Below are 13,716 nucleotides of genomic sequence, written 5' to 3' on the forward strand. Positions count from 1 at the left end.
GCTAAGGAGACCCCATGGCATCGAAGAACCTTTTGCCCGTCGTCGCACTCTGCGGCGCGCTCGCAACCGGAACGCCTGTCGCCGCTTGGGCGACTCCCGTCATGGCAGACTCCTTACCAGCAGCCCTAAGCTCCGCACCAAATCCGTCGAGCGCCATTGCGTGCAAGCGTTTTTCGTTCGCACAGGCCGCAATCTCAACCTCGGGATGCCTTCGTCGTAATACGGACGGCTCGATAGTCGTGGATATCAATCGTTCGAACAAGGCAAACGGCTCCCAGGCGGGGTGCGCCGTCTGCACGTGGCGCTCGATTGTGCTCGATGCAGATGGCGATCCGTGCGATTTGGGGTTGCGCATCGATATCGCTTCGGTCGATGACTCGGCGAACGGAGCGAAGGTCGCCTTCGACGGTGCGTTTTTCGAGAAAGGAGGCGGTATATGTCTGGGCTGCGCCGCCGCGAATGCAGACGATGTGCAGCCCACCCTCTCATTCACGGCATCGCTGCGGCTGACCAAGGCGGGCACCGATGCCATCGCGGCGGGAGAAGCATCCCTGCTGTTCTACGCCGCCAGCACCGAAGACACAGACATTCATTTCGAGAAGCCAGCCGGATCGCTCAGCCTTACGCGCGGGACGGAGGCAGGCCCTATTGCGATCGATACCCACACGCTAGGCAGGCAACGCATTCTTGCCGACCCGGCGCTTCTCGAGATGGAGTGGAACGGATCCGGAGCCGTCGGGATTGTCCCCTCCGCGCTTGACGCCAAGACGCTCCCCTCAAACGACGAACCCATCAACGCAACCATACAAGAAGAGAGCACGGACAAAGAAGCAGGTGCGGGCGACACGCCGTCGCCGACAAACAGCGTCCCAGCTTCTTTCGAAGCACCGAATGAGCCCGCTACCGGTCCAAACGATCCCGAGCTCGCGGACAGTCTGGGGCTTGCTGATCCTCAGGAGATCGATGAAGGTAACTGCTGCGTGCTTGCCGCCCTCGACCACACAGAGGTCATCGATGCTGCAAACATCGAAGTTGCCGCCGCCAATCAGCCCGTCCGCAAGTCGGCCATCATCGCATTTCCCGAATCCATCGAAGTCGTCTTTTTGCCATCGGGCGAGGTCGTGGCCCCAACACTGCTCACCTTGTTGGGCGCCAAGAATACTCGAAACGAAATTAAAAAGGTCACGGTTGTCGACCCTGCAACCACCGCTAAACTGCGTCTATACGCCGTTGCCCCAGACGGAGGCAAGACCTTGGAATTCGATGGCGACACACTTCTAGCCTGGCGACGTCTGGACATTATGCAAGACGTCTCGTATCAGATCGAACTCGAAGGGTTTGATCGTGCCCGCGATGCCAATATCATCGCCGCGGCTATTGAATCCCCGCAGCGGCTTATGACACTGCGCTTTGACTACTACCCCTATGTCCCGACAACCACCTGAGGCTTAAATGCTGCGCATCATTCCTAATACCACTTATATAACGTATTAGATGAGTCGCGATGTGCCTCGCATTTCGTTCTGCTACGATTGCCACGTTGGCATCAATACAGGAGGGCTCATGCCGGGCTTGGGAACAATCATCAACGTTGCGCTTTTAGTTGCGGGCGGTCTTTTGGGATTAGCGGGCGGCCGCTTCATTACACCGCGCATCCAAGACACGCTCATGAAAGCATCGGGGCTGTGCGTCCTGTTTATCGGCCTGGGCGGCACCATGCAAAAGATGCTCATCATCGATGGAAAGGCGCTAGCGACCACCGGTACCACCATGCTCATCGTCTCATTTGCGCTCGGCTCGCTCATCGGCGAGGCCGTCGACTTGGAAGCCGCCATTGAGAACCTTGGCGAATGGCTCAAGCGCAAAACCGGCAGCGAGGGCGATAACGAGTTCACCAACGCTTTTGTCTCGACTTCGCTCACCGTGTGTATCGGCGCCATGGCCATTGTGGGATCGATTCAGGACGGCCTGCTCGGCGACTGGTCAACGCTTGCCCTCAAGGGCGCACTGGACTGCATCATCGTCTGCACCATGACGGCCTCACTTGGCCGCGGCTGCATCTTTTCCGCCCTGCCCGTCGCCGTGTTCCAGGGGACGATCACGCTGTTTGCCGGTGCACTCTCCCCCATCATGACCACGGCAGCCCTCGACAGCCTTTCGCTCGTAGGCTCCATGCTCATCTTCTGCGTCGGCGTCAACCTTATCCGTCCTCAGACCTTCCGCACTGCCAATATGCTTCCCTCCGTCATCATCGCCGTCATCTACGCCCTCCTGTTCTAAATCTATCTACGTAGCGGTATCTCGAACATCTGTTTGATGCTGTGCTATGATATGAGGTCACCGTAGCTGCGTTCGAGAGGAGGAGCGGTGGCCGACCAGGACATCAAGATGCTCATCGAGCGCATTATGGCCGAGGCTCGGACCCATCAGTCCGCCCGCTTCTCAAACGAAATCTACGCAGACGAGCCGATTCTCAAGACCGGCCGACAGATGCAGAACTTCCTCCCCGACCAATACCGCAAGATGCGTGAGATATCGCGTTGGCAAGAAGACCCAAAGGGCGGCGCGGGCCGTTGGCTTTCGGAAGCCGAACTTTTCTACCGCCAAGGCCTGCTGATGGCCGACTTTGAGGACGACTGTCCCTACAACGGCACCTTTAAGTCGTACTTTCCCACCTACAACGCCATGAGCGACCGGCAGTTGCGCGGCTACTTTACCTGGCGTGCCCAAGTGCGCCGCGGGAATATCGAGGAGACATCGACCTCGTTTGCCTTCTTGTATCTCTACGAGCTGATCTGCGGCATTGGCGTAGATGATCCGCTCGATGGTTTTAACAAGATCAAGGCTTTTTGGGATGTCTATCGCGCCTTCGAGCCCGGCATCGACCGGTTTGCGCGCGTGTGGCTGCAGGACTACGCCGTGTTCCACGGGCTCGACCCCAAGCTGCTTCGTGACTCTAAAACCGTCATGTTCGATAACGCCCTTATCGAGCTGCGGCGCGCGGCACGAGACCTTGTACCAGCACCGGCACCGTCGGACCAGGCGCCCAAGCGTCGCAAGGCCTCCGAGCCCACGCTCCCCCTTCCGCCCGACGAGGCGCGCGAGGAACGACTCATGGCCGCCATCAATGCCCTCTCCACGTACAACCTAAGTAACTCGCGGCTCGACCGCAGCCACCACCGCGATCTGCGCCACGTGGCGTGCGCCGCGTATGTCCGCATGACGCGCTACTATGACACGCACCGAAAGACTGGCATCGTGGCGAGTTTATTTGGGGAGGAGACGGCCATGCCCTACACCATGTTTGCGTCGGCCGTATTCTTTGCGCCCGAGCGCCACGAGGACTGCGAATATCGCCTGGACCCCATTCACGTCTACCGCTGCCAAAACGGGTTTTGGGAATGCATGCGCATTCACGGCAGCAGACAAAAAAGTAGCAAGCTCGGTGAGATGATGCGCGCCTGCGACCAGCGCCTACGCCTGGCCCTGGACCCCGCCCATCCCCTTAAGGAAGAGAAGGTCCCCAAATATCTGGCCAAGATTATCGATGACGAGATTGTGGCATGGCTTTCATGGGATGCCGCACATCAGCCCGTCAAGATCGATATCGACCTGAGCCAGCTGGGGCACATTCGGAGCGCCGCCGCACAAACGCGCGAGGCGCTTTTGATCGACGAGGAGCGCGAAGACAGCACGCTTGCAGATGCCGAGACAGCGGACTCAGGGCAACCGGAAGCCGAGCCCGCGACCGCCGCGACGGTCGAGGCGGTCGCGGCGGCCGCAGGGCAGGACGAGGACGACGAGCCGACCATATCCACCGAACAGTTTGGCGTCGTGGCACCGCTTCTCGTGCCGACGCCCACGTCCGCAGCAACTGCCTCCGCTGACGCTGCGAACGAACTCGCACCAGCCGCAGCCGTCTATCTGCGCGCACTGCTCGAGCAGAACACGGCGCAGGCGGCGTCGGCGGTTGAGAGGTCGGGGCAGAGCGAGGACATGCTCGTCGATACCATCAACGAGGCGCTCTTTGACCTGGTGGGCGACACCGTAATTGAATTTAGCGCGGCAGGGCCGCAGATTATCGAGGACTACGAAGCAGACGTGAGAGGATACCTAGACCATGAGTGATACCGCATCCGCAGCACCTCGCGTGCCCAAGCGCGTCGCTGCCGTCATTCTCAACTCGCTCAAGGGCGGCGTGGTCCCGCGCATCGGCCTTCCTTACATCACCGTAGGGCGCGAGGTCGAGATCCGCGCCCTGCTCACCGATCTGAGTCTCATCGCCGACGGTGGCGCGAGCTTCCGCTTTCTGGTCGGTCGTTACGGCGCCGGCAAGAGCTTTTTGCTCCAGACCATCCGCACGCACGCCATGGGCGAGGGATTCGTCGTCGCTGATGCCGACCTGTCGCCCGAGCGCCGCCTGCAGGGCGGTCAGGGACAGGGCCTTGCCACCTACCGCGAGCTCATCCGCAATATATCGACCAAGACGCGCCCCGAGGGCGGTGCGCTCAACCTTATTCTGGATCGCTGGGTCGCCTCGTGTGCCGACGTCGACGAGTCGGTCGTCAATGCCCAACTGGCCCCGCTCGAGGAGATGGTCCACGGCTTCGACTTCACCCGCATGCTCCGCCGCTATCGCATGGCCGCATCCGGGGGCGACGAAGAGGCCATGAGCCGCGTGACCAAATGGATTCGCGGCGAATACCGCACCAAGAGCGAGGCACGCGCCGAGCTGGGCTCCTCGACCATCATCAGCGATGACGACTGGTACGACTACGTTAAGCTCATTGCGCGCTTTTTGGTCTGCAGCGGCTACAAGGGCATGCTGGTGCTCATCGACGAGCTCGTGAATCTGTATAAGATTCCCAACGCCATCACGCGCCAATACAACTACGAGAAGATCCTGACTATGTACAACGACACGCTCCAGGGCAAGGCGCAGTACCTGGGCATGATCATGGGCGGCACGCCAACCTCCATCGAAGACCGCCGCCGCGGCGTGTTCTCCTACGAGGCCCTGCGCAGCCGACTCGCTCAGGGTCGCTTTGCGCGCGAGGACCTTAAGGACATGCTCGCGCCCATCATCCGCCTGCAGCCACTCACCTATGAGGAGTTGCTGGTGCTCATCGAAAAACTCATGCAGATCCATGCCGGCTACTTTGGCTGGACACCCACGCTTACCGAAAACGACTTGGTGGACTTTCTCAAGATTGAGTTTGGCCGCGTGGGGGCCGACACGCATCTGACGCCCCGCGAGGTCATCCGCGACTTTATCGAACTGCTCGATATCCTGTGTCAAAACCCCGATGCTAACGTGGCCGAGCTGCTGCAAAGCGTCGGCGGCGACGCGTTGGCGCCGGCAACCGCAACAGGCGACACCGATACCGCAGGCGGCGACCGTAACTTCGCCGAATTCACCATCTAACCTGCCAATAAGCGACAGGTTTATTTTGGCAGGTTTTATCTGGGCAAACGTTGAGACCGTAATGCAGCAAGCCGTTGTCGGCAGCGTTGAGAGATTCGTTGTTGAAAGGAGGCCCCGTGAACGCCTTTGACCGCTACGCCCCGTTTATCCAAGACTTCATCTACTCCCACGATTGGGAGAGCCTACGCTCTATCCAGGTTGCAGCAGCTGATGCCATCTTTAACACGCAAGATAATGTGCTCCTGACGGCATCCACGGCTTCCGGCAAAACCGAGGCAGCCTTCTTTCCCATCCTGACCGAGTTTTGGGAGAACCCGCCCGCAAGCGTGGGCGCCCTCTACATTGGCCCCCTCAAGGCGCTCATCAACGACCAATTCGTCCGCCTCAACGACCTGTGCGAAGAAGCCGATATCCCCGTCTGGCACTGGCATGGCGATGTCTCGCAATCACACAAGGCCAAACTCATCAAAAAACCGAGCGGCATCCTACAGATTACGCCCGAGTCGCTCGAGGCGCTCCTGATCCATAAGCACATGGCGATCCCGCGCATGTTTTGCGACCTGCGCTATGTGGTTATCGACGAAGTCCATTCGCTCATGCGCGGCGACCGCGGCGGGCAGACGCTCTGTCTTATCGAGCGCCTCTCGCGCATGGCAGGCGTGCAGCCCCGCCGCATTGGCCTTTCGGCCACCATCGGCGACCCCGAGCGCACGGGCGCCTTTCTCTCGCAGGGAACGGGGCGCGACTGCGTTATCCCCCGCTTTGAGGAACCGCACCGCGTGTGGCGCATCTCCATGGAGCACTTCTACAACTCGGGCCCCCAGGCTCAGCAACGAGGATTCGTAGGCACAGGTCCACAAGAAGCCGAGGTGCTTGCTTGCGAGCGTATTGAGACGGCGGCGCCCGCGGCGCTGCCCGCATCCGGACAAGACATGTGCCACAGCGGACAGCTTACACAGGAAGAACACCGTCAACGTCGTGAGCAGGCGCGGGGCAAGGCCGCTCCCAAAGACCGTCGCACTTCCTCGGCCCCCGAGGGCGAAGTCGACATCCCACGAGCGACCGAGCAGGCGCTTCTCAACCCCACCGACACGGCGCCCGACAACGCCGACCCCGGCATGGGCTATATCTTTGAGCATACGCGCGGCCGCAAATGCCTGGTCTTTGCCAACTCGCGCGAGGAGGCAGAGGCCGTGTGCTCCATGCTGCGCAGCTACTGCGAGAGCCGGCACGAGCCCGACCGTTTTCTCATCCATCACGGCAATCTTTCGGCATCGCTACGCGAGACGGCCGAGGAGCTCATGCGCGACGAGGAGCAGACACAGACAACCGTCACCACCTCTACGTTGGAGCTCGGTATCGATATCGGCCGCCTGGAGCGCGCCTTCCAGATTGACGCGCCGTTTACCGTTAGCTCCTTTTTGCAGCGCATGGGGCGCACGGGCCGTCGCGATCTTCCGCCCGAGATGTGGTTTGTCATGCGCGAGGAAGAGCCCGAGCCGCGCACGATGATGCCCGAAACCATTCCCTGGAAGCTCCTGCAGGGTATCGCGCTCGTACAACTCTATCGCGAGGAAAAGTGGGTCGAGCCACCCAAGCTCGATCGTCTCCCCTACAGCCTGCTCTATCACCAGACTATGTCGACCCTCACCAGCACCGGCGAGCTCACGCCGGCCGAACTTGCCCAGCGCGTGCTCACGCTCAGCTATTTCCACCGTGTCTCGGCAGACGATTACCGCGTGCTGCTACGTCACCTCATTAAGATCGACCATATCCAGGTCACCGAAGGTGGCGGGCTCATCGTGGGTCTCGCGGGCGAGCGCATCATCAACAACTTTAAGTTCTACGCCGTGTTCCAGGAAAACGAGGAGTTTACCGTCCGGAGCGAATCGGCCGAGCTGGGCACGATCGTTAATCCGCCCCCGCCCGGTGAGCGCATCGCCATCGCCGGACACTGTTGGATTGTCGAGGAAGTGGACTGGAAGCGCCACACTGTCTTTGCCACGCAGGTCAAGGGCCGGGTGCCGGCCTACTTTGGCGACTGCCCCGGCGACATTAACACGCATGTGCTCGAGCGCATGCGCAAGGCGCTCAACGAGCACGCGACATATCCGTACCTTATGGGTAACGCACGGGCCCGCTTGGCGCAGGCTCGTCATACCGCCGAGATTTCGGGGGCGGGAACCAAGCCGCTCATTAACCTGGGCGGCGATACCTGGGTGCTCTTCCCCTGGCTGGGCAGCTACGCCTTTTTGGCGCTCGAGCGCATGCTCAAGATTAAATGTGCCGCGGAGCTGGGCCTTCGCGGGCTCGATCCGTCACGCCCGTACTTTATGCAGTTTAAGATGAAGGCCGACGAGGAGACGTTCTTTGAGGTGCTCGCCGCCGAGGCCGAAAAGGACTTCGATCCCATCGAGCTCGTCTATCCTGGCGAGGTGCCTTACTTTGACCGCTACGACGAGTTTGTTCCCGAAGAGCTCGTGCGCAAGGGCTTTGCCGAAGGCGTGCTCGACATCGAGGGTATGAAGCAGCGCGTTCTCGGCTGGCGCGACCACGCCTAAGACCAGTCTTTTTTGGGACGGGGAGACTTACTTGTCGTGAAGGACGGTGCCGAGGAAGTCGGTGTCGAAGGGCACGGCTTCGGCAAAGGCGTAGTCGCCGTCGCTGGCGATGAGCAGGTAGTTCTCCTCGCCGCCGAACTCCGTATCGCCACAAGGCGCCACCCAAGCGCGGTTGAACACCTCAAGTGCCGTGGCAACGCAATCGCGCAGGAACGTCACATCGCTCCCCTCGTTTGCGCTCACGATATTGGCAACGTAGATGCCGCCGGCATTCAGGCTGCCCCGCACCAGGCGCAGCGCCTCAACGGTCGCCAGCTCGCGCACAGGCTCGGCACCGCCAAAGCAGTCGCTCACAACGACGTCGTAGCGACGATGGCCCACGCTCGTCACACCCAGATACGAGCGAGCCTCGGCGGTAATCACCCGCAGGCGATCGCCCACCGTGTGCTCCAGTTCATCCAGATAGAACCAACGGCGCGCCAAGCGCGTTATCTCTCCGTCATACTCGATGACGTCCATACGCAAGCCCTCATGCGACAACAGTGCAAACTTGGGATAGGAAAACCCACCGCCGCCGAGCATAAGCATGCGGTCGATGCCGTGACCATAAGCGTCGCGCATTGCATCCTCGGCCTCAAACACATCGTCAAATGCACGATAGTACGCAAAGGCCGGCTCCGCCCAACGATCGCCAACATAGCTCGCGCTTTGGTAGACGCCGCCCTGCACGAGCACACGGACCTCGTCACCGCCCTCATTGTGCATGCGCTTCACCCGCGCCAGCCCGTTGCGGGTCCTCGCGACCTGCAAACAGGCAGCGCGAACAGCGACGGCGGCCGCACCAAGCGCCGCGGCTCCCAGGGCAACGCCGGCAACGACGCCGGCAGAAACACTTGGCTTGTTCATCTAGAGCTCCTTCTGCAGATAGAGTCCATGGTCATAAAACCCAAGATGGCGATAGTACTCGCGCGTACCAATCGCGCTGATCACGTTGATGTGCATATAACCGGCATCCCGAGCTATCTGGCACGCACGCTCCACGAGCAAACGTCCCAATCCATGGTGCTGCGCCGCCTGACCCTGGTCGCCCACGCGCGCCGCCATACCGTACACGTGCACCTCGCGAATCATCGCCTCGTCCGGCGTCGTCGGCAGCTCGTCCACATGCGCGGCAACAAAAGCGCGATCGGGCAGCGACAACCGCAAAAAGCCCGCGATCTTGCCCCGCGGCGTCACCCATTGCAAAAAGTGCTCGTAAGTCACCGGCGTCTCGTACGCCACTTCCTCATCAAGGGTCAACTCGTCCAGGTCGGCACCCGCCGTGCTGATCTCGCGATAGCGAATCTCACGCACCGTCGCACCGTCACCCCGAGCAGCCAGGCGGTTCTCGACGAGCTGACGTAGGTTGGGCTTCTTGTTGCCCACCATGATGTCGTCGGAGCTAAAGTCGCGAATCATACGGCTGATGCGGCAGAACGCCGGCGTCACCACGATGTCGTCGGCCAGCACATCGAGCAGCTCTTCCTCGGTATAGGGGCGCCACTCGCCACGCTCATAGCAGCCCACCAGACGCGAGCCCTCGATGAGCGCACACGGGTAAACCTTGACCTCGTCGGGCATAAAGGCCCCTTCGGTCATAAAGCGCTCGTAGTCGCGCTTGTCCCCCTCGGGCGTGGCGCCCAGCAAGTTGAGCATAAAATGCGCGTGGATCTTAAAGCCAAACAGGCGCGCAAGCGAAAACGCCCGCTCGATCTGCGCCACCGAAATGCGACGCTCGTTGATATCGAGCAAATGCTGGTCGAGGCTCTGGATACCCATCTGAATCTTGGTGCAGCCCAGACGGCGGATAAGCGTGAGGGCCTGCGGCGTTACGGCATCGGGGCGCGTCTCGATAACGAGTCCCACCACGCGATGCTTCGCCGTCTCGTTGATGCGCTGCTGACGCTCGAGCTCCTCCATCGTTGCCGTCTGCCACTCGGTGACCTCGCCCCACGGCGTACCGGGGCCGTACAGACGACGCACCGCGCGGTTATAGCCGCCCACGGCAACATCCACACGCTCCTGCTCGTCGGCAACGCCGGCAGCGAGCTTGGCCTCGTCTGTCGCAATGCCGGCAGCCCGATAGCGCTCGCGGCGCTCTGTTACCACCGGCGGCAGGGCATCGGCGGGAGCGTCATCGAGCAGGCGCCCCGCCTCGGCACGGCTGATGCCCGGACGCGCCAACATGGGGTTTGCCGCCACGCCCGCCACCGCATCATCATTGAGCGCACGGAAGAGCTCCGACATAAACCATGCCTGATACCCTTGCGAATAGTCGCTCCAGGTACCGCCGAGCACGATGAGCTCGATCTTGTCGGTCGCATGCCCCATCTGCGAAAGCGCCGTCAAACGGGCGCTCACCTGCAGATACGGATCGAAGCAGTTTTGCTCCGCACGGGCGCACGCCGGCTCGGCGTGCAGGTAGCTTTTGGGCATGCGCAGATCGTTGGGGCAAAACAGGCAATCGCCCGAGCATGGCCAGGGCTTGGTGATGACGGTAATGGTCGCCACGCCCGAGGCCGTTCGGCGCGGCTTCATACGCAGCACCTGCAGCAGTTGGCGTTCCAGATCGGCATCGACATTCCATCCAGCCCAACGAGCCGGCTCCTCGCGCTTCACCCGCTGGTAAAACGGCAGCAGGCGGCGCTTGGCCAAATCGCGTTTGTCGGCGCCCTCACGGCGCGCCTCGGCATGTATCAGCTTGACGAGTGCCTTGTCGTCCACGGTCTCGCCGCGACGCAGAGCCTCGAGTATGTTCAAAATAATCTGTTCCATGCCCCCATTGTAAAGGCAAAGGCGCCGGAGCCAGTCACGGCCCCGGCGCCTCCATCAAAGAGCATGCCTATATGCACCGATCTCCGAAAACCGCATGTCACACCGATTCGAACGACATGTCGCCCGAACCGACCTTAAAACGATACGTTGCAGACTTGTCAACGTTGTCGAATTCAGCATTCAATATGGTCTCGCCATCGTAGCCAAGCGGAAGGAAATCGCTCTCAAAGTCACCGCTGCCCACGGTGAGGCTCGCCTTAAAGCCCGTAGAGTTCGGAACCGATATCTCCACATCGCCCGAGCCCACGCTTACGTCCATCGACTTCGCGGGGGCCTGGTAGAGCTCGAACGCCACATCGCCCGAACCGACCTCGGCATCCAAGGTGTCGGTTACGGTGCCCGCAAACTCGATGTCTCCCGAGTCCAAAGTCAAGTTGAGGTCATGACACGCAATGTCCGTGACCGTCAGATCGCCCGATCCTACATTCGCTGTAATGCCCACCATGTTATCGGCAACTTCGCGCGGCAGTTCGACGGTAACCGTGCGGTCAATGGCGCGCTCGTCATCGCAATCGAACTGGCGAATCTTGAGCGCAGAACCCTTAACCTCGGCCAGATTCTGAGTGGCAGCATCGTAGGTAGCTACCCCCTTTGCAACACGACTGCTCTCGATGACACGCACCTGCCCGCCGGAAACGCACTTGATCTCAACCTCACCCGATGTCACATCCAGGTCAAGGGACTGGAATGAGTCGGCATCAAACGTTTCGCTCGAAAGCTGCCGAGACTGAGCGGAATAGTTACCGCCATCCAAAGAATCGTCCCCGTCAACCACATCGTCCATACCGGACAAACCGGATGCAATATCGCCGAGATCCCACGGGCCATCAAAATGAAACAATATCCGCGAAGTGCCAAAGATAAGCCCGATGATGAGCACGAACGCTCCGATACCGACGCCCAGGCGGACCTTGGACTCATGCGAGAGCTTCATCATTCATCACCTTCTTTGGCGCTCGGCTCAGCGGCGGTCGAGGAAGCCACGTCAGTATCAACCGCAGCGGAAACATCCTGAGCCTTAGCCGCCTCCGGCGCCGGACCAACCTGAATATCCCCGCGTGCCCAATCGCCATCGAGCGCACGCGCCACCCAGTGATAGATGGGGATTGTAAAGAAGATCAGCGCGGCAAAGGAGCCACCAAACAGGAACATCAGCAAAAAGAACAGCAGCCAGCACACGGCCCAATACGGAAACGACTGGAACGGACCTTTCACCGGAGTCGAGCCAGCTGCGCCGCCACTCGTCACCTGCGCCGTAGCGGCATTGGCGGCCTGCGCGCTCCAGCTTGCCGCTTGCGCCGCCTTGGCGGCGGCATCACTCGCCTATGTTGCCGCCTCGGTAGCACGTGCCGCTGCCTCATGGGTACGGGCGCGCTCCGCTGCCTCGGCCTCGCGCTGACGGGCGCGGTCCTCGTTCTCAAACTCGATATCGTCCTCGATCTCATCGCTCGGATTAAGGAGCTCATCCAAACTCACGCCATAGAGTTTTGCGAGCGAGATCAGGTTCTCGGTATCGGGCGAGCTCTCCGCACGCTCCCATTTACTGACCGCCTGGCGCGACAGCCCCAGCTTTCGCGCCAGCCCTTCTTGGCTAAAACCCTTGCTGCGACGAAGGTCGGCGAGCCGCTGCGCAGTTTCTACATTCATGGTTCCTCCTATGCGATGCCAGCCGTGCCGCCGGACCGTTTTTGTTCTTAAGGCGCCTTGCACAGTTAAAAATCTATCCGCCACCGCCAAAAGCATGCCACCTATTCTAGTGAGATTTTTGACAACCGGCGGTTGCGGGCATATATGAGCTGCGGAAATGTGTCCAAACAAAGCAATGACCCGCAGCTCGGTTGTCCCCGTTGCGGCGTTACCGGTAGTATGGTCGTACTGTTTATTCCGCACCGCCAACGGAGGGAGTTCCGCGCCGTGAACCGCGATTTCGCCTCATCGCTCATTCAGCTCAACAATACGTTCTATCGCGAGCACTCCGCCTCCTTCTCCGATACGCGCCAGGCACCGTGGCCCGGCTGGGTACGCACCATGGACATAGCGCTCGAGCAGCTCGACGTCGCCACGATCGAGCATCCCGTCCGCGTCTTCGATCTTGCCTGCGGCAACATGCGATTCGAGAACTTTGCCGCCGGCGGCGCACTTTCCGCCAAGGGCGTCGACGGCGCAAACCCCTCGGCAGACGCCAGTTGCCCGTTTGAGTTCTATGGTGTTGACTCGTGTCAGGATTTGGCTATCGATGCGCACGGTCACGCCCTGCGCATTCCCAACCTGCACTTCCAGGAACTCGACGTACTCGATGCCCTCATGAAGCTCAACCCCGCCGAGACACCCGACGTGCTTTTCGACGCCCCGCTCGCCGACATCTCGGTCTGCTTTGGCTTTATGCACCACGTGCCGTCGTGCGAGTACCGCGTACGCGTGCTCGACGCCCTGGTGCGCCAGACGCGCCCAGGCGGCATCATCGCCATCAGCTTTTGGGAGTTTATGAACGACGAGCGCATGGCGCGCAAGGCCGTTCGCGCCGAAGCCCGCGCCGAGCTCACCCCGCCGTTTGAAAGTTACGATTCCGCGCAGTTTGAAGCCGGCGACCACCTCATTGGCTGGCAAAACGACCGCCACGCCTACCGCTATTGCCATCACTTTGACGATCAGCAGATCACCGACCTGGTGCGCGGCGTGCGCACATTCTACAAGAGCGGCGAGGTCCCCGTGCGCGAGCTTGAGCGCTTCCATGCCGACGGTCGCAGCGGCGAGCTCAACCGTTACGTGATTCTCAAGCGCCTGTAGGCATCGGCGACTTGCCGCCGAGCCGCACCGCAACTTTCGGGCAAGCTATGCCCCACCCTTTTCAACCCA

General features: G+C 60.8%; 11 protein-coding genes. 6 read left to right on the top strand and 5 right to left on the bottom strand.

The annotated features are described in order from the left end of the window. Positions 1-14 precede the first annotated feature (14 nt). The 5 genes from DXD48_RS00195 (at position 15) to DXD48_RS00215 (ending at position 7,986) form a co-directional block, all read left to right on the top strand. Positions 15-1,445 carry a hypothetical protein gene (locus DXD48_RS00195; protein ID WP_117563506.1) on the top strand — a complete coding sequence of 477 codons (1,431 nt, stop codon included), beginning with the start codon at positions 15-17 and terminating at the stop codon, positions 1,443-1,445. Positions 1,446-1,563: 118 nt separating this feature from the next. After that, entirely contained in the window at positions 1,564-2,280 is a 717-nt protein-coding gene (locus DXD48_RS00200; RefSeq protein WP_199407860.1) for a DUF554 domain-containing protein, read from the top strand. An 87-nt stretch (positions 2,281-2,367) separates the two neighbouring features. Next, entirely contained in the window at positions 2,368-4,128 is a 1,761-nt protein-coding gene (locus tag DXD48_RS00205; RefSeq protein ID WP_233514947.1) for a TerB N-terminal domain-containing protein, read from the top strand. Then, positions 4,121-5,425, top strand: a complete 1,305-nt coding sequence (locus tag DXD48_RS00210; RefSeq protein ID WP_117563507.1) for an ATP-binding protein — start codon at positions 4,121-4,123, stop codon at positions 5,423-5,425. The genes DXD48_RS00205 and DXD48_RS00210 overlap by 8 nt, the downstream gene beginning before the upstream one ends. Before the next feature lie 116 nt (positions 5,426-5,541). Then, positions 5,542-7,986 carry a DEAD/DEAH box helicase gene (locus tag DXD48_RS00215; protein WP_117563508.1) on the top strand — a complete coding sequence of 815 codons (2,445 nt, stop codon included), beginning with the start codon at positions 5,542-5,544 and terminating at the stop codon, positions 7,984-7,986. A 27-nt stretch (positions 7,987-8,013) separates the two neighbouring features. Here DXD48_RS00215 and DXD48_RS00220 read toward each other — a convergent pair whose 3' ends face one another. From DXD48_RS00220 to DXD48_RS00240, 5 genes are all read right to left on the bottom strand, one after another. Then, positions 8,014-8,892, bottom strand: a complete 879-nt coding sequence (locus DXD48_RS00220) for a spermidine synthase (RefSeq protein WP_117563509.1) — start codon at positions 8,890-8,892, stop codon at positions 8,014-8,016. Next, a complete protein-coding gene (locus tag DXD48_RS00225; protein WP_117563510.1) occupies positions 8,893-10,800 on the bottom strand; it encodes an elongator complex protein 3 in 1,908 nt (635 codons plus the stop codon). 97 nt (positions 10,801-10,897) lie between these two features. Then, positions 10,898-11,797 carry a DUF4097 family beta strand repeat-containing protein gene (locus DXD48_RS00230; RefSeq protein WP_117563511.1) on the bottom strand — a complete coding sequence of 300 codons (900 nt, stop codon included), beginning with the start codon at positions 11,795-11,797 and terminating at the stop codon, positions 10,898-10,900. Then, positions 11,794-12,075 carry a hypothetical protein gene (locus tag DXD48_RS00235; RefSeq protein WP_117563512.1) on the bottom strand — a complete coding sequence of 94 codons (282 nt, stop codon included), beginning with the start codon at positions 12,073-12,075 and terminating at the stop codon, positions 11,794-11,796. Before DXD48_RS00235 ends, DXD48_RS00230 begins: the two co-directional genes overlap by 4 nt. Positions 12,076-12,183: 108 nt before the next feature. Beyond that, positions 12,184-12,507, bottom strand: coding sequence for a helix-turn-helix domain-containing protein (locus DXD48_RS00240; protein WP_117563513.1), 324 nt, complete (start codon positions 12,505-12,507; stop codon positions 12,184-12,186). Between the two features lie 267 nt (positions 12,508-12,774). Between DXD48_RS00240 and DXD48_RS00245 the strand changes: the two genes are divergently transcribed. Next, entirely contained in the window at positions 12,775-13,647 is an 873-nt protein-coding gene (locus DXD48_RS00245; RefSeq protein ID WP_117563514.1) for a hypothetical protein, read from the top strand. Positions 13,648-13,716: the final 69 nt, after the last annotated feature.

The sequence above is a fragment of the Collinsella sp. TM05-37 genome, from assembly GCF_003436455.1.
In the GTDB taxonomy this organism is placed as follows: domain Bacteria; phylum Actinomycetota; class Coriobacteriia; order Coriobacteriales; family Coriobacteriaceae; genus Collinsella.

Bases quoted from the DNA above. Each gene is read 5' to 3' on its own strand.
- DXD48_RS00220 (WP_117563509.1), bottom strand. From the start codon at position 8,892: ATGAACAAGCCAAGTGTTTCTGCCGGCGTCGTTGCCGGCGTTGCCCTG.
- DXD48_RS00195 (WP_117563506.1), top strand. From the start codon at position 15: ATGGCATCGAAGAACCTTTTGCCCGTCGTCGCACTCTGCGGCGCGCTC.
- DXD48_RS00225 (WP_117563510.1), bottom strand. From the start codon at position 10,800: ATGGAACAGATTATTTTGAACATACTCGAGGCTCTGCGTCGCGGCGAG.
- DXD48_RS00200 (WP_199407860.1), top strand. From the start codon at position 1,564: ATGCCGGGCTTGGGAACAATCATCAACGTTGCGCTTTTAGTTGCGGGC.
- DXD48_RS00210 (WP_117563507.1), top strand. From the start codon at position 4,121: ATGAGTGATACCGCATCCGCAGCACCTCGCGTGCCCAAGCGCGTCGCT.
- DXD48_RS00240 (WP_117563513.1), bottom strand. From the start codon at position 12,507: ATGAATGTAGAAACTGCGCAGCGGCTCGCCGACCTTCGTCGCAGCAAG.
- DXD48_RS00230 (WP_117563511.1), bottom strand. From the start codon at position 11,797: ATGATGAAGCTCTCGCATGAGTCCAAGGTCCGCCTGGGCGTCGGTATC.